This is a genomic window from Psychrobacter coccoides (assembly GCF_017498085.1).
GTDB lineage: Bacteria > Pseudomonadota > Gammaproteobacteria > Pseudomonadales > Moraxellaceae > Psychrobacter > Psychrobacter coccoides.
The window spans coordinates 24,755-47,011 of record NZ_JAGBKM010000009.1; the positions used below are offsets into that span (position 1 = coordinate 24,755).

General features: G+C 44.5%; 17 protein-coding genes. 5 read left to right on the forward strand and 12 right to left on the reverse strand.

All coding sequences use genetic code 11. The annotated features are described in order from the left end of the window. Positions 1-216 precede the first annotated feature (216 nt). Complete coding sequence (locus J3492_RS06395; RefSeq protein WP_207990975.1) at positions 217-5,988, reverse strand: Ig-like domain-containing protein; 5,772 nt, start codon at positions 5,986-5,988, stop codon at positions 217-219. A gap of 485 nt (positions 5,989-6,473) precedes the next feature. Between J3492_RS06395 and rpmB the strand changes: the two genes are divergently transcribed. Together rpmB and rpmG are read left to right on the forward strand one after the other, a co-directional pair. Then, the gene (rpmB, locus tag J3492_RS06400) at positions 6,474-6,710 is read left to right on the forward strand and encodes a 50S ribosomal protein L28 (RefSeq protein WP_207990976.1); all 237 of its coding nucleotides are present in this window, start codon (positions 6,474-6,476) and stop codon (positions 6,708-6,710) included. 45 nt (positions 6,711-6,755) lie between these two features. After that, a complete protein-coding gene (rpmG, locus tag J3492_RS06405; RefSeq protein WP_075100487.1) occupies positions 6,756-6,911 on the forward strand; it encodes a 50S ribosomal protein L33 in 156 nt (51 codons plus the stop codon). 131 nt (positions 6,912-7,042) lie between these two features. Here the strand turns inward: rpmG and J3492_RS06410 are convergent, their stop codons facing one another. The 11 genes from J3492_RS06410 to ispH all read right to left on the reverse strand — a co-directional run bounded on the left by J3492_RS06410 (position 7,043) and on the right by ispH (position 18,336). Then, entirely contained in the window at positions 7,043-7,354 is a 312-nt protein-coding gene (locus tag J3492_RS06410; protein WP_207990977.1) for a hypothetical protein, read from the reverse strand. Between the two features lie 213 nt (positions 7,355-7,567). Next, positions 7,568-7,879, reverse strand: a complete 312-nt coding sequence (locus J3492_RS06415; RefSeq protein WP_207990978.1) for a hypothetical protein — start codon at positions 7,877-7,879, stop codon at positions 7,568-7,570. A 94-nt stretch (positions 7,880-7,973) separates the two neighbouring features. Beyond that, a complete protein-coding gene (locus J3492_RS06420; protein ID WP_207990979.1) occupies positions 7,974-8,300 on the reverse strand; it encodes a hypothetical protein in 327 nt (108 codons plus the stop codon). A 103-nt stretch (positions 8,301-8,403) separates the two neighbouring features. Beyond that, a complete protein-coding gene (rpe, locus tag J3492_RS06425) occupies positions 8,404-9,111 on the reverse strand; it encodes a ribulose-phosphate 3-epimerase (protein ID WP_207990980.1) in 708 nt (235 codons plus the stop codon). 198 nt (positions 9,112-9,309) lie between these two features. Next, positions 9,310-10,200, reverse strand: a complete 891-nt coding sequence (gene fghA, locus J3492_RS06430) for an S-formylglutathione hydrolase (protein WP_207990981.1) — start codon at positions 10,198-10,200, stop codon at positions 9,310-9,312. A 97-nt stretch (positions 10,201-10,297) separates the two neighbouring features. Further along, positions 10,298-11,785, reverse strand: coding sequence for a C13 family peptidase (locus J3492_RS06435; RefSeq protein WP_207990982.1), 1,488 nt, complete (start codon positions 11,783-11,785; stop codon positions 10,298-10,300). Positions 11,786-12,010: 225 nt separating this feature from the next. Next, a complete protein-coding gene (htpG, locus tag J3492_RS06440; protein WP_207990983.1) occupies positions 12,011-13,969 on the reverse strand; it encodes a molecular chaperone HtpG in 1,959 nt (652 codons plus the stop codon). A 255-nt stretch (positions 13,970-14,224) separates the two neighbouring features. Beyond that, positions 14,225-15,757 carry a catalase gene (locus tag J3492_RS06445; RefSeq protein WP_279381156.1) on the reverse strand — a complete coding sequence of 511 codons (1,533 nt, stop codon included), beginning with the start codon at positions 15,755-15,757 and terminating at the stop codon, positions 14,225-14,227. Between the two features lie 316 nt (positions 15,758-16,073). After that, complete coding sequence (locus J3492_RS06450; RefSeq protein ID WP_207990984.1) at positions 16,074-16,889, reverse strand: thioesterase family protein; 816 nt, start codon at positions 16,887-16,889, stop codon at positions 16,074-16,076. Positions 16,890-17,071: 182 nt separating this feature from the next. After that, entirely contained in the window at positions 17,072-17,323 is a 252-nt protein-coding gene (locus J3492_RS06455; RefSeq protein ID WP_207990985.1) for a hypothetical protein, read from the reverse strand. 56 nt (positions 17,324-17,379) lie between these two features. Continuing rightward, the gene (gene ispH, locus J3492_RS06460) at positions 17,380-18,336 is read right to left on the reverse strand and encodes a 4-hydroxy-3-methylbut-2-enyl diphosphate reductase (RefSeq protein ID WP_207990986.1); all 957 of its coding nucleotides are present in this window, start codon (positions 18,334-18,336) and stop codon (positions 17,380-17,382) included. Between the two features lie 274 nt (positions 18,337-18,610). Here ispH and gmk point away from each other — a divergent pair, with 274 nt between their 5' ends. From gmk to J3492_RS06475, 3 genes are all read left to right on the forward strand, one after another. After that, positions 18,611-19,237: a guanylate kinase gene (gmk, locus tag J3492_RS06465; protein WP_207990987.1), complete on the forward strand. Its 627-nt coding sequence runs from the start codon at positions 18,611-18,613 to the stop codon at positions 19,235-19,237. A gap of 128 nt (positions 19,238-19,365) precedes the next feature. Then, entirely contained in the window at positions 19,366-19,626 is a 261-nt protein-coding gene (gene rpoZ / locus J3492_RS06470) for a DNA-directed RNA polymerase subunit omega (RefSeq protein WP_207990988.1), read from the forward strand. Between the two features lie 405 nt (positions 19,627-20,031). After that, a complete protein-coding gene (locus tag J3492_RS06475; RefSeq protein ID WP_207990989.1) occupies positions 20,032-22,227 on the forward strand; it encodes a RelA/SpoT family protein in 2,196 nt (731 codons plus the stop codon). Positions 22,228-22,257: the final 30 nt, after the last annotated feature.

Genomic DNA, 22,257 nt, shown 5'->3' on the forward strand with positions numbered 1-22,257 from the left:
CCAATTCAAAAAGAAAAACAAGTCTGTCTGCCGTTAAGCGATCACGCTCAAAGCAAAAGTTTAATAAAAGTATGAGAATCCGACTATTCTAATCGCTTTTGGAAAAAATTGCTGATTGAGTTGCTTGTATTTGGGTATTGAGATTACCAATGTAAAAACCCCCAACGCGAGGTTGGGGGTTTTTGATAAAAAACTCTATACCTAATGAGCTAATATCTACTGCGCTTTGATCACTCTGTTGAAACTAAAACCATTATTGCTGACGCTAACGACAGAGCCTAAGGCAAATGCTTGGTTAAAGTCTATTATATAAGTATTAAAGCCCATAGTTGGTAACTGCGTTGATGTATTACCATTAATAGACACACTATAACTTGATGAGTAAGGAGACAAAGTAACTCTAGTTAATGCAGGAACATTAGGCGTTCTAATGTTATCTTCTTCCTGAATACTTATATTCATACTATCCACACAGGTTGCGCCGCCTGTACCGAATGGACTCGCATTATCAATCCAAGGTGTAGTAAGATTTGAGCCATTAATAACTAAGTCATCTACTGCCGATGGCAACTGATAATTAATACTTTGCGTGTTTTCACTACCATTTAGGAAGGTAGTGGCATCAAAACGTACTTTTACCCAGTTTGAATAACGTAATGGATAACGAATCTCAAAGTCAGCACGACCCTCATCATCAGTCATAAAGCTATAGCCATCATCTGATACAATACCACCGATAATAGCAACTGGGTTAATGGCTTCTAGGCTGCCATTATTATTTTTATCTTCATTCAAGATAGGGTCATTATCTAAAGTATAATTATAGTTACCATCTTCGGTATCAATCCAACCTGAATTTTGTGGAACAGCTACTTTTTCAGCAGATGTTTTTAGCGCTGGGAGGATAATATTACCATCTTCTAAGAAACTCGAAGCTTGATAACTTACAGTACTATCTAACAAGCAGTATTTACCTTGCGCATACTCAATCGCATAAGACTTGATCGATACCTCTTTGTTTGGCACAGCACGTCCTGAGCCATCCATTACCGAGATGGAACCACGTACGGTGTAATAGATATCATCAGAGGCCAGCTTGTTACTAAATGCTAATGTGGTATACACCGCTTCTTCAGAGACAGTGATAGTGGTGGTCTTATCAGCAACCCCAAAGGTACTATCTAATAAGCGTGCATTGATAATGACACCGCCAATAGGTGAGCTGGCATTGGCTTTATACACCACCCGTGCTTCGCCTTTGCTGTCTGTTATCGCTGTAGCAGCCGATAAGCGACCTGCGGATGAGTCTGCCGCCCGACTAAAGACCACCGTTTGCCCTTCTACAGGCACATCATTTTTATCTTTTACCGTAGCGACGATTTCGGTGCTACCACCTGGTGTGATCACTGACTTCACTGCTTGGAATAGCATCTTGGCAGGTGTCGTGGCACGGAAACGGGTATCAACAGTGGTCTGGTAGCGAGGCTCGCCGTTTTGCAGATTTTCACCTAAAACTTTAGCCTGTAGTACCGCTGTGCCAGCAAGCTCAGACTTTAGCCAAAATTTTACAGTAATGACGTTGTCTTGAATATCGCTGGATTTAATGGGTTTAGAGACAACAACTTCACCGTTAAATTTACTGATATAGCTAGTAATTAAGCTACCTAATGAGGTTTGTAACTCTACTTGCTTCCCTATCAGTGAATTCGCTTGGTTAGCATTATCAGCACGGATTTGGATTTGAATCTCTTGTGGCTCATCGACATTATAAATATCTGCAATATTGATAAAGCTGATGCCTGCTTGTGAGACTTTGACCAGATCAATGCTATTGAGACTACGCTGAGTATTGATGCTATTTTCACCCAATGCTCTAGCAAATACACGTAGGTTGCCATTGCTATCAAAGCTCAAATCAGCTTCATTGATAGCAAATACCGCTTTACCATCCGCATTCGTAGTTGCGGTCGCACTTGCGGCAATCACATCACCATCTTCATTCACCAGCTCCATAGCAGCATTGGCAATAGCACGCCCTGCACCATCTATAAGAGTAGTAGTGATAGTAGTAGGTGCACCATCTTGCAGCTTGGTTTCTGAGGCCGATAGAGTGATTTGCGTACCTACCGCTGACAAGCTTAATGATTTCTCTTCACGCACTTGCATGCTGACATCGCCATTCGCATCATATTGTGGCGTGACTATTTTAGCATTGATCACCACGCTATGATTTAGACGCGCATTGATACTATTGGCTGCCAATAAAACACCCACATCGATCTGACCATTGGCATCAGTCGTTACCATACTTGGGGTGGTTAAAGCCGCCCCGCTGGCTTCAAGGTTCTCAATAGTGAGCTGTACAGGCACGCCAGCTAAGATACCGCCCTTACTGTCAGTGACCCGGATAGTGGCATTGGTCTGGTCGCCGCCCGTGTTTAGAGTAGATTTGTCAGAAGAGGCTATTATCTGGTAGCTATCAATAGTGGCAGTATCTACTGCTACGATATAGTTCTGTACCAATTCAGTGTTTTCAGCGGTGGTTGTGGTTGCTGTTAGTTTAATACCGCCTTCTAATACGGCTTGGTTGACGTTAGCACCATCCTCGAGCTTGAGATCAAAGGTCGCTACACCATCACCATTCGTTGTGGCAGTATTATTAGTCACAGTGACGCCAGTCTGTATAGGATCATCTACATTTAAACGCACTTCACGGTTGGCGATACCGATAGTTTTTACCTCATTGGTAACATCATCTTTGATACTTTTTGCGACTCGTACAAAGACCTTAAAGGTATCGCCTTTGGTATTAACAACTTTATTGGCGCCAATAGTGAGGTTTTCTTGGGTGCCGTTTACACTTGGTCTAACAGTAGTGACATTACTGGCTTGAGTGATAATAGTATTGTTTCTATCAGCGGCAGACAATGCGATAAAGAAGCTATTTCCAATAGTATCCTTCTGCGCATCTGTAAGATCGTTGGGCACAGCTATGGTAAAGGTCGCACGACCTGAGTCATCAGTCGTCTGACTGCCACCCGACACCAGCGTCACGCCTTGACTGGCAATAACTGCTGGCAGCGCAAGGAACACTTTTTGTCCAGCAACGACATTGCCATTATCATCTTCAGCAATCACCTCAATTTGTGTATCACCACCGTTTAGATTCAGCTTTTTTTCTGACTGACTACTGAGTAAGGAGAGTACAGCGGCTCTTGACTGTACTTTAATGTTTACTTCTTGCTCTTGATTGGTCAGTGCTTCTGTCAAGGTAGCAGTCAGTATTTGATCTCTTAATGCTTGCTTGTCTGCTGGCTCTAGGTTGCTTGGTACAGTCACCTCAAATCTAACAATACCATTGGCGTCTGTATTGGCTATAACAGTTGCAGAACCTGCACTACCGTTAACGGTTAATAGCCTTGCTAAGGCTTTGTTGGTGAATTCTAGTTCAACTGGTTGACTGGCTATCTGTGTTTTGTCAGTTTGATTGCTTAATTGTGCCTGAATAGTCGTAGTCTCACCCACTTCATTCAGGGTATAGCCTGCACGGTTATTAATATTGGTTGGGGCATTCAATACATTTAAAGCTATGGTCGGCGTGGTTATCTGCACCTTTTGAATTTGCTCGTAGATAACCCCGTTTTCTACATAAGACAGCTGATAGCTGATGCCTTTATTTTTAAGATCAGCGCGTTCAGCAGCTGTTAGATTGGCTGGTACATTGATAGTAAATATCACTTGACCATTAAAATCTGTCTTTTGAGTGGTTGGAGTAACAGTGACACCATAGGTATCAGCCACGCTATCTAGCTTTATTGTTACTTCTTGTTCTTTGATAGCTTGGGTGGTGTCCTGCTTAGAAACCAAGGCGACATTGACTTTACCTGTACCGCCTAACTGACTGATACTTGGACTAACAATAGAGCCGAACTGAATACTAGTCGCTGGCTTTTGCACTGCTGCCTTTTGCGTGATTTTTGACTGAGTACCATCATTATCCGTTAAGACTGTAGTATAAGTGATACCGGAAGTTGCCAAAGCATCCACTTGCTCAGGCGTTAAGTTTTGGTTGATACGAATGGTGAACTCTGCAATACCCGAGGCGTTGGTTGGCTTTTCATTGCCTACAACGGTCACCCCAACCCCATTATCGATAACCAGTTTTACGTCTCTACCAGCCGCCGCACTACCGTCAGCCCGCTTACCAGCAACTTGTAATTTAAAAGTCTCATCAGAAGTGGTGATCACTCTCGGTGCCGTAGCCGTCAATGTGATATCGCTTTTACCGATATCTGAACCGATGCGAATGGCTTCACTGTTTACCTCGCTGGTAATGCCTAAAGGCTCTTTCATACTTGCGGTGAGCAAGAAAGACCCTGCATTTTCTAATATCGTTTTTTTACCATCAGTAAGATTTCTAGGGATACGAATCGTATAGCTGACCTCACCATTATTATTGGTTATCTGCTTAGAGTTACCCTCTAGTGTCAACACCCCTGCTGCAACCAAATCATTGGGCAGTTTGGCGATCACTTCTTGATCAGCAACTGCGCCACCGTCCTTATTATTGACTCGGAAGCTAATGACAGCAGTGTCGCCAGAGCTGGATACTTGTTTTTTGTTACTCTCATTAAAGTTAATTTGGTAAGCTGCCGTTGGAATATAAACTGAACTTTCAAATGTTTTGACAGTAGTAGAGCGGTTAGGCTCAGATAAGGTGACGGTGTAGCTAATACCTTCTTCAGCCAGTTTTTGGCGAGTAGCAGCATCCAATGTTGGGGCGATAACCAAGTTTACATTCGCTTTACCCTTTGCGTCTAAGGTTAGCTGACTACTTGCTAAACTCACGCCATCAATCGCATTGTTAAGCTGAACACTGACTTTAGCACCGTTAATTTGAGTAGGTACTTTTTCATTAATAGCAGTAGCAGCAATGATTAACTGCTGGGTATCGCCATACGCATTGAGCTTTTCAGAACTACCGATGATGCTTAAAGCATAATCAGAGGTGGGAAGTGCGACAGGTAATGTTTTAATCTCTGTCTTTGTGGCACCGTTGTTTTCTTTTATATTTATGGTGTAGGTGACACCTTGCTGAATAAGTGCATCACGCTCTTCTGCTGTTAAGTTCCCATCAACTTTAATACTAAAAGTGGCGATACCATTGGCATCGGTCTTTTTGCCATTTCCACCAATGATGGACACGCCATCAGCACTCGTAAGACCTAAACCTACAGCCACATCTTCCACTCTTACATTATTTTTATCTTCCACTATGACACTGAAAGTCGCCGTATCTCCTGAAACATTTAAGATATTATTGGATACCGAAAACTCTGAATCAGTTTTTAGCTCTGATTTGACATTAAGGTCGCTTGCAATGACTTGAGAGCCTTCGCCGCTTCCCTGTTTAAATACAGGAACCGACCTTACCTGACTAATAACTGTACCATCAGCCTTAGTAGCAGAGGCAGTTAAAGTAAAGCCATTTTTTAACAGTGCTGCTTCATCAGCCACCGCCTGTGGATTTAGCTTCATTTGATAAACTGCATCACCCTTAGAATCAGTTACTAATGTACCTTGCCCTTCAATAGTCAATGCCCCAGAGTTTTTAGATGGCTCAACTCTCAAACTGACTTCTTGACCACTCATAGCGTCAAAGCTTGCTGTTTTTATTGCTTTTACTGTCACTGTAAACATTGTTGGTTCATCCAACTTATCAGAGAGCTCAATATTAGTTGGGTTCACAGTAATTTGTTGTAAAGTAAAATCTGCAGTGTTGCCTGGCTCTTGCTCACCACCATTGTTGCCACCACCTGTATTGCCATTATCACCAGTACCAGGTTGGGTAACACCCAAATCAGGTGGCGGAGCAATAGAATCCACAGTATCGCCATCACCACCACCACAACCTGCCAATGCCAATGCGCAAGTCAAAGAAGTGAGTTGAAACAGCTTAGAAGTAAGGGGACGTGAACTATAGGACATTTTTGAACTCCGAATCGGCAATGATGTATATTCGTAAAAACAAGCAAGAATCGTACCCAATCTAAGGGTATATAAAAATATAATTACTTATATTACGAAATAATTACCAGTTATATATATCGTATTAATTTTATAACAGCAACATTACTAAAGTTTACGATAACTTACAACTAAAAACTAGATTTAGCAGTTGAATAATCAATCACATCAGACAGCGAATAAAAGGTATAATGCCTGTCTAGCATCACGACAATAGTCATAAAATAATTTGAATATTTTTCGATTTTATGGTATAAATGTCGGCTTTAAAATTTTCTGAATTGGTCGTCCTGTTATTTGCCTTTAGATGACAGACACACCAACTCAACCTTCATATAGTTTTGTTTGGTGCAAAAGTTTCGCCTGCTGTGTCCATGCCGCAAAAACGCGCAACTTGCCCAGACTGGTATGAGATGCCCTCATACCTCATAGATTAGGAGTTCCTCATGGCTAGAGTTTGCCAAGTGACTGGAAAGCGCCCTATGGTGGGTAATAATGTTTCGCACGCGAATAACAAAACCCGTCGTCGCTTTTTGCCCAACCTTCACAACCATCGTATCTGGGTAGAGTCTGAAAATCGTTTTGTACGTCTACGTGTCTCTACTAAAGGTTTACGTGTTATCGATAAAGTTGGTATTGATAAAGTATTAGCAGATTTGCGCGCACAAGGTCAAAAAGTTTAAACTTTAAACCACGTGCTTATCGCCACCATCTAAAGGAAAGCTATCATGAGAGATAAAATCAAATTAGTATCAACGGCTGGTACTGGGTATTACTATACTACGACAAAAAACAAGCGTACGATGCCTGGTAAAATGGAGATCAAAAAGTATGATCCTAAAGTCCGCCAGCACGTGATCTTTAAAGAAGCAAAAATCAAATAATCAATATTATTTGTGGCACAAAAAAGGGTTTATCAATTCACTGATAAACCCTTTTTTTATATCCTGCTATATGCGTCATACACAATAACTTGAATTTTTAGTCAGTGTATGTGTCAACGCCATGCTATATATTAACTATAGTGCGTTGGTTCTTTATCATAGACATGGGCATGCCACTGGCTCACCTGCTTTTGCATAATGACCTGAATGGCCGCATGAATCATATGTTGTCCGATGGCCTGGGTATCGCTACCAAGAAGCTCTTTGAGCTTATCAGAAAAGTCAATGGTCATCAGTGGTGCTTCATTTTCATTAGCATCACGCAGCAGCAAGGTACCATCCTCAGCCTCTACCAACTCAAGCGTGGTTTCTTTACCAAATCCTGCCACTCTATCTTGGTTGTCGTAATCTACTTCTATTTCATTATCAATATCGTATGGCATTCATATCTTCCTTATTGTCCCGTTTGATACAAGTCAGACTGACTATCGCCAGTCATCACGCAGTCCTACGGGTAATTTCTCTTACTCATACAATGGACGCTTTGGACTTAGAATTCAAGGGCATTTGCATAAGTGAGAATAATAAAGGGCTAATAGGTAGATATTCACCTGTCTACTATAGTCCAGATAAAACTAGGGCATGCCCTCACCACTTTAGCGCCAATAGCGCAGTTTTGCCAAAGTGAATAATAGCGCCACAAACATACCTAAATAATAGGCAAGCTTGAGCTCAAAGCTTGGGTCACGGTACTTAAAGGGTAAGGCTACTGTTGCGGTAGCGGTCGGAAAGATCAGCAGCATGAGCAGCCAGTTTTCAAAGACATGTAGCCAGCCTTGTAAGTCAGTGCCATAGCGGAGACCTGCTAACCCTAATAGTAAGCAAGCAATGATTAGGATGACAAACAAGCTGTTTGGTAAGTCTTTTGGAAAGATAATGTCAGAGATGTTATGAGAGATTTTTGACATACTGGCGTCCAGTCACCCTAATGTGACGTGTTGATGAGTAGAAATGATTCGATGAAAGTAAGCGATAACACGTTTTAATCCGTTTGGCGCCGTATCAGCTATAAGTTCCCATGAGCCACAGCATAGAGACACAAGCGGTCAACCAACCAAGTGTCAGCGCATTGCGAGTTTCGATATGCGTGCCTTGTAGTTTATTGAATACTCGTGACCCCAGCCAAAACAGCAAGGGAATACCTAGGACAAATGCCGGCACAATCACGGCAGCATGACGCAGTACTGACGCTATATCCTCGCCGATCATCAGACGAAAACCATAACCCGCCAGACTTAACACCAGCGAAAACAGTGCTAAACCTATGGTAATCCCTTTGGGCACTAGGCTTTTTGGCTGCTCTTTCTGCTCATGCATGGGCTTATTCATAACTCACCTTTTTATGGCAAAACATACTCTAAGGCGTGTCCTCATTTGAGACAGGGCGATAACAATGAAGACACATCCTAACCAGACGCTGATTTGGCTCTGATTATGTGGCGCTATTGACTAGAGCCAACTCCTGACGCATCGCCGTAATGGCAGCTTGGTAATCCTCTTGATTGAAGATAGCAGAGCCTGCGACAAACATGTCAGCACCTGCTTCGGCGATGGCTCGAATGTTACTTGCTTTGATACCACCATCCACCTCCAGTCTGATATCACGTCCGCTGGCATCAATACGCTGACGAACGTCACGCACCTTATCTAAAGTACTCTCGATAAAGGATTGGCCACCAAATCCAGGGTTGACACTCATCAGTAGTATCTGATCGACTTTGTCCATCACATAATCCAGATAATGCAATGGCGTGGCTGGGTTTAGTACCAAACCACATTCAGCACCCCCATCTTTGATCAGTTGTAATGAGCGATCTACGTGATCACTGGCTTCTGGATGAAAAGTGATGATACTGGCACCAGCATCCAAAAACTGCTCAATCATACCATCGACAGGAGACACCATCAGATGCACATCAATAGGAGCCTCAATACCATAATCTCGCAGCGCCTTACAGATCATACTACCAAAGGTCAGGTTGGGCACATAGTGATTGTCCATCACATCAAAATGAATGACATCGGCGCCCGCTTTTAGGACGGTTTCGACCTCTTCGCCCAAACGGGCAAAATCAGCTGAGAGTATGGATGGGGCTATCAAATAATTAGGCTCAGTCTTGGTGGTAGAAGGTGTCGTCATAAGGAGTACCGTGATTAATATATCTATATAAGATTGGAATCTATTGAATAGGGGTTAAAAACTATGAGCCCATAAGCATACTCATAGTTTTTGAGGGTTTAATACATAATCTGAGAGCCGCATAGTAGCGCTTATGAGGTGAATTGTCTATTTATGACACGCTCTGCTGGCTCAGCCACTATCCGGCTCAACCACTGTCTAGGCCAATTGCGCCTTACGCCAGTGATGCTCAATGTGGTCATTGATGACCGTCTGGATAAAGTAATAACTGTGGTCGTGGCCGGCTTGATAGCGCAGCGTTAATGGCTGCTTGGCGTCTTCACAGGCTTGCTGTAGCTTTTGCGTTTGCAGCTGTCCTTTTGCCAAAAAGTTGTCGGCAGCGCCCTGATCGACTAGGATACTCGAGTACTGACGGCCAACAGTCTTGATGGTATGTGAGGCATCCGCCTGCGCCCATAGCGTCTTATCATCACCGAAATACTCCGTATAGGCAGCCTCTCCCCATGCCGACTCGCTGGCGGCACATACAGGCGATAACGCTGAGACACTGACAAACTTACTTGGGAATTTGAAACCTAATAACAGGGCGCCATGACCACCCATAGAGTGCCCTGTCACACCGATACTGCTAATCGCAAACTCAGAGCGCAATAGGTCATAGAGCTCATCGACGATATAGCTTTGCATATTAAAATGCTCTGACCACGGAGATTGGGTCGCATCGACATAGTAGCTGGCGCCCTGACCGACAAAATAGCGCTCATCATTTGGCACTTCTGTGCCTTCGCTACTGCGCGGCGATGTATCAGGAGCGATAAAAATCATGCCAAGCTCGCTACATCTTTGTTGAAAGTGCGCCTTATGCGTGACGTTATCTGCATTACAGGTCAGACCTGATAGATATAATAACGCAGGGCAACGGTGCCCTAATAGCGCTTCATCTGGCAAGTAAATGCTAAAGGTCATCGAAGTGTTGGTAGACGACGACTCATGACTGTAGTAATGCTGCTCACCATCAAAACAGCGATTGACACTGATTTGGGTTAGCTGAGTGTTGGCTGGTAGGCTTTTATTATAAGCATTATTCATGACTGATATCCTTTTTTATGACACTAAAACAAATGATGGTTTATAACACTATTTACTGAAAAGTTTCTTAATAAAAAACTCCTTAATAAAAAGCTGATTAATAATCTGTAGGGATGGTCGTAGTCATTGGTATATGTGTATTAGTAGCATCTTCAGCTAATATGTCAATAGCGCTATCGTCAGCACTGTAAGTCTGGCTCGCCACCTGAGAGCGCATCTTGTCGAACAATACTTGCTCAAAAGCAGGCAAGGCCGTCTTCATCAGACTACCAACGACCATCTGTGGCTCTGATGGCTCAAAACCCATAAGGCTTTCACGCTCTTGTACTCGCAGACTGGCATCTTTAAAGGCAGCAGAAAAACTATTGCTTTGGCGCAGGCTCTCAGCAAAAAACGCCTGCCCAAAGTAGGTCATCTCTGCAGTATTGCTACAGCCAAACGACATCTTATTAGCTGCAGACGCAGTGATGACCACCGTCGTCGGTGATGTCAGCTCATCGATAAATGAGCCTGAGTAACAGGCCGATACCACAATCACTCGCCAGCGAATACCTGATGCGTCCAGCGCCTCACGCAGCCATGTGGCATCTAAGTTATCCATCTCAAGAGGCGGGTTAGATAAGTGAATAAAGTCTTGATCACCATGTGAAGATAAGGCCATAAACAGCACATCTTCGTCAGCGTTCATTTGCTGTCCGATTCTCTTTAGGCCTTTTAAGACACTGGTTTTGGTTGCGATAGGCTCATCGAGCCAACCATAAGTATTATTGATTAATGATAAAGAGCGACCACTGGTGCCAAAGCGTACATCAAACAACTCACGCACTTTATGAATCTCAGAGCGAAACACATTTTGTTCTGCAAACCCAGCAACACCCATAAAGTACCAGTCCGTCTTACCTGCTGTGCTTGGATCGACTGCGGCAAGCGCCTGCTCAAGCAGCTGAGGCTGTTTGTACAGCGCTGCCTCTGCCAGCACAGGCTGCACAGGGACTGGTTTAAAGATGGGCTGATCGGCGACGTTACGCTGCCAGATCGTCAACAGCGCCACCGCACCTACCAGTATGATGATACGCTCCCACCAAGGCGTACGCAAACGGCGAGCAAATATCCACAACAACGCTATCGTCTGCCATAAAAACAGCACTAAAAATAAAATGGGTAAAAACGCATAACTCCAGTCTGGCAGCCAGCCGTGACTGCCCAAAAACTGCACCAAGCTTTGTAGTAGCGCCGAGATCATATCAGCAGCCAGCCACAACACCACGGGTACAAACAGCAGCATCTGATTGTTAGAGCGCCGAGCAAGGATGATACCACCTAAAGAGATAATCGCCGGCCAAATCAGATAGCTCACCAAACCTTGCTCATTAAAGACACTGCCATCTACAGCAGCTAGCCACGCAAAAAGCACGTTACTGCCCAGTGCCAATAGGGCAAAAGTGGCAAACTGGATAAAGGTTGGCTTGACCCAAGAAAAGGCACGGGTTGACCCTACCAGCATCCATAAAGCGGCAATAATATTGGCAGCGAAATTCAACGAAAAACGCTGTAAAGAAATGGTTTTTAACGATGAAAGTGGCAAGTACTTATACCTCTATCTGGTCGACAGACCCTAATATTAAGCAAGGCTCTATCTTGCTCACATGGTCTTCTAGTTTATATTGCTAACCTTTCACGATTGTAACGGATTGTCAGTTAAGACCATAACCATGATTTGTAAAATACCCTATATTCGCATAAATAGATATAAAAAAAGAGGCCTTAATCATAAGACCTCCCTTTTTAAATGAAAAGACTGCTTGCTATATTAGCGCATCAAGAGCTCATTGACACGTTTTAGATAAGCGGCTGGGTCTTCTAGTTGACCGCCATCAGCCAACAATGCCTGATCAAAGATCACTTGCGCCAAATCATCAAACTGCTCGTTACCATCTAGCTTTTTAATCAGCGGATGCTCAGGGTTGATCTCCAAAACAGGCTGAGTATCTGGCACTTCTTGACCCATTTGTTTGAGCATCTGAATCATTTGTGGTGACAATTCACCCTCTGGCGTGACCAAGATGGCTGGACTGTCTACCAAACGATTAGAGACTCGTACGTCTTTTGCCCGCTCGCCTAGAGTGGTTTTGAGCTTATCAACCACAGGCTTCATCGTCTCTTGTGCTTTTTCAGCTTCTGCTTTTTCTTCCTCATCCTGCAAGTCGCCTAAATCTACCGCACCTTTGGCAATGTTTTGCAGTGGCGTATCATCAAACTGAGTCAAGAAGTTCATCGCCCACTCATCGACACGGCTGGTCATGAGGATCACTTCGATGCCTTTTTTCTTAAACAGTTCAAGCTGTGGGCTGTTTTTTGCCGCAGCAAGGTTGTCAGCGGTGAGGTAGTAGATGGCTTTTTGGCCGTCGATCATACGTGCTTTGTAGTCCTCAAAGCTGGTCTCGACCTTGTCATTGGTGCTGGTGGCATAACGCAGCAATTTGGCAATGCGCGCTTGGTTGCTCATGTCCTCACCGAGGCCTTCTTTGATGACATCACCAAACTCGCTATAGAACTGGGCGAACTTCTCTTGCTTGGCATCATCTTCACTATTGGCAAGGCTTGCGAGCATGGTCAAGACACGGCGTGCGTTACCATCACGGATGGATTTGACATCACGTGACTCTTGTAGCAGCTCACGGCTGACGTTCAGTGGTAAGTCTGCTGAATCGATGACCCCTTTGACAAAGCGCAGATACATCGGCAACAGCTGTTCAGCGTCGTCCATGATGAACACACGTTTGACGTACAGCTTAAGACCATGCTGCTGCTCACGAGTGTAAAGATCCATTGGTGCTTTTTTAGGGATATAAAGCAGCTGTGTATATTGAACACGGCCTTCGACACGGTTGTGAGTCCACGTTAATGGCTCATCGAAGTCATAAGTGATGTTTTTATAAAAGTCGATATACTCGTCGTCGTCAATCTCAGACGCTGAGCGTGTCCATAGCGCACTGGCCTTGTTGATGGTTTCCCACTCATCAGTCAGTACCATCTCGCCGCCCGCTGGCGCTTGATCCTCTGTGTCATCACCTTCTTCTTTCACGTCTTCTTGCCAGACTTCTTTACGCATCTGAATCGGCAAGCTGATGTGATCTGAGTATTTATTGACCAAACGCTTGATCTTGCCACGATCGAGATAGTTGTCCTCACCTTCGCTATACTCTTCTTTTAGATGTAAGGTGATGCTGGTGCCACGAGTGTCTTTAGTGATGGTCTCTACAGTGAAGCTGCCTGTACCATCTGATATCCAGCGCACGCCTTTGTCGCTCGGCTCGCCGGCTTTGCGTGATTCAACGGTGATGGTGTCGGCCACGATAAATCCAGAATAAAACCCAACCCCAAACTGTCCAATGAGTTGACCGTCTTGCTTTTGCGACTCAGAGAGCTTGTCCAAAAACGCCTTGGTACCTGACTTGGCAATGGTACCTAGGTTTTCAATCGCATCGGTTTCATTCATGCCGATACCATTATCAGTAAAGGTAATGGTTTTGGCTTCCTCATCGACGGCAATACGAATTTTTAGCTCGCCATCATCTTCATACAGGCTGTCATCATTGGTGGCTTCAAAACGTAACTTATCGCAGGCATCAGAGGCGTTTGATACCAGCTCACGCACAAAAATATCCGCATTAGAGTAGAGTGAATGCGTCACTAAGTGCAGCAGCTGCGCCACTTCCGCTTCAAACGTATGTTTTTTTACCTCTGGATTTTGATTGTCTTCACTCATAACAAACTCCTTTAATGTGTGTCAAAACTTATTATTAAACAGCAGTAATCAAACCAAAGTCACGCAAGTCAGCATCAAATTTGCATCAGAGCGTTTGGTTTTAAATAGCGCTAGGCTGTTACTACTAATAGGGGCACAGCGGAATATTTCAAGCGCAAAAACTCGGTTATGAATAAGTTAAGCAAAAAAACACCGCCTCAGTTGTCTAAGGCGGCGTCGTTATACAATGAGTGGTTTATCTTTGATATCGACCGATTACAAGCAGCTAGGCAAATGACGAGCTGGATCTGAGTCACGAGCAGCCATCGCATCTTCAACGGTCATGCCAAGCGCTTTGGCAACGCCTTCGCCGTAAGCAGGCTCACACCAGTTGCAGTTACGGATGTGGCGATACTTGATGAAGTCAGGCGCATCACCCATATTTCTGGCAGTGTTTTCAAACAAAACTTGCTGCTGTTCGCTGCTCATTAAATTAAACAGCGCACGGGGCTGGCTGAAGTAGTCATCGTCATCTTCACGGAAATCATAGTGCGCCGCATCGCCGTTGATTTTCAGTGGTGGCTCAGCATACTCAGGCTGTTCTTGCCACTGGCTAAAGCTGTTTGGCTCGTAATGCGGACGATCACCATAGTTATCATCGACACGCCCTTCACCGTCACGGTGGTTGCTCATCACAGGGCAACGTGGCTTGTTGACAGGGATTTGCTGATGGTTGACACCGACACGATAGCGCTGAGCATCGGCATAGTTGATCAAGCGATTTTGCAGCATTTTGTCTGGTGAGACACTGATGCCAGGCACCAAGTTGCTAGGCGCAAATGCAGCTTGTTCGACATCGACAAAGTAGTTGTTCGAGTTTTTATTGAGCTCAAACTCACCCACTTCAATCAGCGGATAGTCGCCTTTGGGCCATACCTTGGTCAAGTCAAACGGATGGTAAGGTACTTGATCTGCTTCTTCTTCAGGCATAATCTGTACATACATCTTCCACTTCGGAAAGTCACCATTATCGATAGCATTGAGCAGATCTCTTTGGTTACTCTCACGATCCATACCGACGACCTCTGCTGCTTCTGCATCGGTTAAGTTTTTGATGCCTTGCTGCGTGCGGAAGTGGAACTTAACCCAAAAGCGCTCATTGTCTTCATTCCAAAAACTGTAAGTATGCGAGCTAAAGCCATGCATATGTCTATAAGAAGCTGGAATACCACGATCACTCATCAAGATAGTGACTTGATGAAACGCTTCTGGCAATAATGTCCAAAAATCCCAGTTGTTGGTCGCTGAGCGCATATTGGTACGTGGGTCACGCTTAACCGCTTTGTTCAAATCTGGGAACTTACGTGGGTCACGCATAAAGAACACTGGTGTATTGTTACCCACCATATCCCAGTTGCCTTCTTCGGTATAAAACTTCAGCGCAAAACCACGGATATCACGCTCAGCGTCAGCAGCGCCACGCTCACCTGCAACCGTACTAAAGCGTGCAAACATCTCAGTCTGTTTACCCACTTCACTAAAAATCTTAGCTCGAGTGTACTTGGTGATATCATTGGTCACAGTAAAGGTACCAAAGGCACCAGAGCCTTTAGCATGCATACGGCGCTCTGGAATCACTTCACGCACGAAGTTGCCCAGTTTTTCGTTTAGCCAGACATCTTGCGCCAATAGCGGGCCACGCTTACCTGCCGTCAGGCTGTTTTGGTTATCAGCGACTGGGGCGCCATTGCCCATGGTCAACTGGGTGGGTGCGTAGGGACATTTTTTATCACTCATGTCATTGCTCATAGTAATACTCCTTTGAAAAGCAATTAAATTAAGGTACACACTCTATTCTGAATACGCTTCTAGCAGCAGCTCTAGAACAGTCGTCAGTTTGTTTGAAAAACGGTGCGTCTGTTTCATGATTTTCTATTAATGCCGTTATGTTGCCTTGTTGAGTACTATTACAACTGATTTTTATATATTTGCATAATCAATTAATTATATTTTTTTGTTTTGTTTTTTAAAACATAAATCACTGCATGATTGGTTAATAAAAACGACTGAGCGATAAAAACCACAGCTACTGAAGTCAGTCGGCTTATCACAGTAGTGCTATATACTAGCTTGGCATCGGACGAATAGTGAGAATCTGCTCACTACGACCAAACGGACCCTGCACATCATGCAATATCGCACTGGTAAGCCCTATACCGTCATCACCATACTGCTGCACCGCCTCGATACCCAGCCACTTTCCTTGTGGCGTACGATGCATATGAATCTGTAAATCCGTATTGGGGAACATCCATTGTAACTCTGACAGTCCCAGACCAAGTCTTGGCACCACGCCATTGGCCGTATCCACCATGCCCAATAGATGTACCAAATCAGCGGTGGTTTCGCCTTCGACCATGTCGATATCATTGGTGATCCAAACCATCCCTTTACCCGCACGGCGCTCTGGCGCTGCAACCAAATGCACGCTTTCGATAAAACCGCCCGGCCAGCCTTTCATATCATCCCAGACAGGCAGGTCCTCTGGCGTGTTTACTGCACTTTGATCTTCAAGCCCTGCAATCTCGCTGGTGTCTTGAGTCATGAGTCGCCATGCACGAGCAATGATGCAATCACGTCCTCGGCTACTCATCACCGCCTCCACAAGCTCAATCGTCTTGCCGGGGCGAATACAGCGGGTGGTGATCGTAAACTCATCAAGCGGAATCAGTCCCAATATATCCAGACTAATACGGGCGATGCGCATATTGGTTTGCGGTGCAAACTGGCTCAGCTCTGCTGTGAGTATACCTGTCGCTGGTGCCATATGTTGCTCATGCTCGTTCCAAGCGCCTTGCGCATGCTTGGTGGGCTGATAGTGGGCAACGCTGACACCACCTTCCTGCTGTTCACGTTTGATGAAGTTATAGTAAGCTGACATGACCTTCCTTAGCTTTGTAGCATATACTTCGCATGCATCCAGTTATGTTGCTGGTTATGAGAAGCTATTATTATTGTTGTGTGTAAAAATATTGATATAAAAACACGGTGACGCCTGTTGATTCAATAGAGCATATCTACATACACTCTATTGATGGTCTCATACGGGATTTATTTGGTAGATTATTTATACCTCTTCAGTTCTTGTTTTCTCATCATAAGGAGCTTTCGACTTTTTAGGGTTAAATAAAGTAAGACCGCCATAATAACAATGAGCACGCCATAAAACAGACTATACGCTTGCATAAAGTGTGCGATATCTAATCCAAGCATCATCGCCAATATGCTAATGACAAACATATTGATATTCAGCTGTTTATTGACTTCTTTCAGATTGGCTTCTGCCAGTACAAACTTTTTTCTTGGTTTTTTCATTGCCCTTAACCCACGCTAGTCTTATAGGCCCACAAACTAATCCACACCCCAGTAGCTCACCTACCGACTTGAGTAACAGGAATGCGCAACGCTTTAGGTAAGCTAAAAGTGACGTTTTCTTCAATACCTGACAGCTCACTCGGCAAATCGCCACCCCAGTCTTGCAGCTGCTGCAGTACTTCTTGGATCAACACCTCAGGAGCTGATGCACCAGCGGTAACACCGACACTTTGTACCCCATCGAACCACTGTCGATTCATCTCATTGGCATTATCGATCAGATAGGCACGGCAATTCATACGCTCTGCCAACTCACGCAGGCGGTTGGAATTTGATGAGTTTGGTGAACCGACGACCAACACCACTTCACAGCGCCCCGCCAAATCTTTGACCGCATCTTGACGGTTTTGGGTAGCATAACAAATATCATCCTTACGTGGCCCTTGAATACTCGGAAACTTATCACGCAATGCATCGATGACACGTGCCGTATCATCCATCGACAACGTGGTTTGAGTAACAAACGCCAAACGCTCAGCGTCTTGAACAGTTAACGCTTCGACATCACTTTCGTTTTCGACCAGATGGATTTGCCCCCCATGCTTTCGGTTAAAGCGACCCATGGTGCCTTCGACTTCTGGGTGTCCGGCATGACCAATGAGTACCGCATCCATGCCGCCCTGCGCAAACTTAGCCACCTCGATATGCACCTTGGTGACCAGCGGACAAGTGGCGTCAAACACAGTCAAATCACGACGCTCAGCCTCATCTTCGACTGCTTTTGATACCCCATGTGCAGAAAAGATGACGATAGCGCCATCTGGTACTTCATCGAGCTCCTCGACAAACACTGCACCACGATTGGCTAAATCTGAGACCACAAACTTATTATGTACCACTTCATGACGCACATAAATAGGAGGCTCAAATCGTGTCAATGCTTCGTTTACGATCGCTATCGCACGGTCGACACCAGCACAAAACCCACGTGGATTGGCAAGATAAATTTGCATAAAAAGGCCTATCATTAGATAATTTAGAATCAAAAGTTTACAATAATGCGAATACCCTACTTTAGCATAATTTGCCTTGGTTGCCGTTTAAAATACCACCGTCTCAGTCGTAATACGGTAAAGTAGGCTTTTCAATAAAACCAAAGCATCGAAAGCGATTTATAATAAAAAGGCATGCTGTATTTGCACAGATCTACATGATGCTTCTTTTTTATTTTTCCAGCCCTTGCCCACTCACCCTGCCCATTAAAAACACTGCATTAGGAAACACGGTATGACAGGTTCATTATTTATTATCACTGCGGCTTCTGGTACTGGCAAAACCTCACTGGTCAAGCAGTTGTTAGCGACGACCAACGATTTGACGGTCAGTACCTCGCACACCACTCGAGCGCCAAGACCTGGCGAGATTGACGGACATCATTATCATTTTACTGATATCACTTCTTTTAAGTCCGCAATCGAAGATGGGAGGTTTTTGGAATACGCTGAAGTATTTGGTAACTATTACGGCACTTCAGAACAAAGCGTTCGAACGCAGCTAGAAGCAGGAATCGATGTTATCTTGGAGATCGACTGGCAAGGAGCGCTACAAGTCAAAAAAGTCTTCACCGATGCCATTATGGTATTTATCTTGCCCCCCAGCTTGACCACATTGCGCCAACGCTTGTCCTCTCGCAATCAAGACTCTGCCGAGGTCATCGAACAGCGTCTAGCGGGTGCAGTGACTGAGATGGAGCAGTACGTGAACTTCGACTTTGTGATAATTAATGACAGCTTTGAAGTCGCACTGACTGAACTCAAGTCTATCATAGTGGCTGATAGACAGACCCTAAAGCGGCAGCAGCAGCGCTACCATCGCACCATCACCACGTTATTGAACCCAGCAGATCCTAAATAAAAAAGCAAATGCGCAATGACGCAAAAAATGCTATCATATCCAGCTATTCCCTTTTTATTTTAGATATTATTTTTTATTCAGCGGTGAGCACAGCTCGCTGCTAATAAAAGCAACCGAGGTAGCTATTTATGGCACGAGTGACGATTGAAGATTGTTTGGGTAATGTGGATAATCGCTTTGAGCTGGTTTTAGTTGCCAGCAAACGCGCCCGTCAGTTGGCCAAGGGTATCGCAGAACCAATGGTTGATGTTGACAACGATAAGCCTACAGTTCTAGCCCTACGTGAAGTCGCAGCAGGTCATATTACCCGCGACATTTTAAATCAGCCAGAGCATAACTTTGCAACCAGCTCATTGGATCTTGCTTTATCCGGTGATCATAGCTTTTAGGCTTGCGATGACCATCTTTACGCTTAAGACTATTAACTAAGCGGGATATTCAACTGATCCAAAAAGATGATTAATGCCATATTCTAATCTCTAGAACCACAGTGTCATGCTGTGGTTCTTTGAGTTTAGGCCTGCTGTTTTCGCCAAATACTTCTGGGCTTTTTTATGTTTCCGCCCTGTTTTGATGACAGCGCTCAAAAGTATTTGGCTGGCCTAGTCGCTTAGTGGTTGACATTCAAAGCGATTTACGATTAATTAGAGGGTGGCTTTATGAAAATAAAACACCACCTTTTAAAGGCAGGCCAGCGTCATACCATCAGCGGATAAAACACTGCTTAACAGATCATTTTTGATCCGCTATCTCTACAAAGCAACGAACCATTACTACTATAGGATCATCCCTCTATGAGCCAAACTCTACCCAAGCTCAGTCATCATTTGGTTGATGAAGCTCAGTATAACTTACTGCGTTCAGTTGGGTATCTTAGTGCAGCTGATCGCCGTGATATTATTGATGCTTGTAAGTTTGGCGATATCGCTCATATAAAAGACAAGCGCAAATCTGGTGAGCCCTATATCACGCATCCGATTGCCGTTGCTGAGATATTGGCGGGTTTTCGCTTAGATCGAGACAGTATCATTGCAGCAATTTTGCATGATACTGTCGAAGACACAGAGGTCAGCGATGACGAAATCAAGCAGCGTTATGGTAAGGTGGTCGCCACCTTGGTCGACGGTGTGACTAAGCTTAAGTCATCCAATCATGATAAACAACAAAACAAAGCCGCTACCTTTCATAAAATCCTAACCGCCACCCTCGCTGATCCACGCGTGTTAATCATTAAGCTTGCTGATCGATTGCACAATATGTCTACGCTGGATGCGGTACGTCCAGAAAAGCAGCGTGCGACAGCCCAAGAGACATTGGATTTTTATGTGCCATTTGCACGTTTGATGGGTCTCAATGATATTGCTGACTATATCGAAGTGCTGTGTTATCGCAATCTTGATTCTGAGATGTACAACAAGCTCTCTGACAAGCTGCTACAGCATGGCCTTGGACGCAACTTTCAACGAGAGTCTATTCACCGTTATCTCACTATCGTCCTCAACAATCTAGACCTAAATGGGCATGTTAAGGTGCTCGATAATCGGGTGGTGATATATCGTCAGTTTTTCCGCAATCGTGGGGAGATTAGTGCCTTACTACGTCACTATGCTTTTGAGGTGGTGCTAGAGAGTATCGAAGAGTGCGACAAACTGGCTTATTACCTGATCAAAAAATATCAAATAGAAAACTCTCATATTGAAGACAATATCCGTCGTCCTCTACCCGGTGGCAACCAGTCATTGACACTGATATATGAGCGTGACAATGATTTTGTAAAAGTAACCATTTTGACCAAAAAGATGCAAAATGCCGCAAGACTTGGCGTCATCGGCGCAGAGCATGCCTCTGACGTCAGTCGTTCAGTCATTCAAGCGTCACTACGCAATATGAAAGATTTGGTCGATGAAGAAACCTTAGACGAAGACAATCCAGATTTTACAGCCGCTGTCTCTACGATTAATGAGCTGATGGACTATCTACACTCAAGCAAAATCATTTGCTATAGCCCGCAAGGTCGTGCCTATGAGCTGCCTCAAGGAGCAACAGCGTTGGACTTTGCCTATGCCGTAGGCCCTATGGTCGGTAATGTCGCTGTTGGGGCTAATATCGATGGTAAAAAAGCCAAACTGGGCACGGTAGTCAAAGATGGCCAGCAAGTCGAGATCGAAACCAATCGTCATTCTGAGCCAAAAGCGGAATGGCTAGGGTTTGTACTGACCAACAAGGCCCGTGAAGAGATACTGCGCTGGTTTAAGGACTTATCTACCGCTGATAAGCAGCATCACGGTCAGCAAGCTTTAGATCGGGCACTCAAAACCTACCAAAAGAGTCTCGATGACCTAACAGATAATGACTGGCAAAACTTAATAGAATGGCGCGGCGTGCCAGACAAAGGCGTCTTGTTTGAACAAATCAGCTCTGGAACTTTATTGCCACAACTGGTCGTCTCACGCCTATTTAGTGATGAAGTCTGCGACTTGCAGACGCAGCATAGCCATAATATGACACAGCCACAGCAGCTTATAGCAAACGCAACAGGCGTTGAGGTTGACTTTGCCAACTGCTGTCATCCAATTTATGGCGACCCTATTGTCGGCCACTTATCACGTCACGGTCTGGTCGTACATCGACACAAATGCTTCTCGCTTGATGACATTCGCAAAGACAATCCTTATCAGGTCATTCAACTGCGATGGCGTGAGGATCAAGCCGTCAAAGTAAACGAGCTAAAAGTGCCTAGTGGTAAAAACAGTGGTGAAATACGCTTTCCTGCGTATCTGAAGCTTTCAATCGCTTTGACTGACGAGCAGATCAGTGAGGTGATTTACCATCTTCGCCAACTTAATATCGGTGTCGAAAAAGTCGATGTGCGTAGCAGTGATACGGTTTTGCACATTATTGTCCGTAGTCGCAATCATTTAGCACAAGGCATACGTGACCTACGCTCTTTACTAGATTTTCCAAATATTATACGTCTATATCAACTATAATCACGATGAGCATTTTGTTTTTTGTTCACT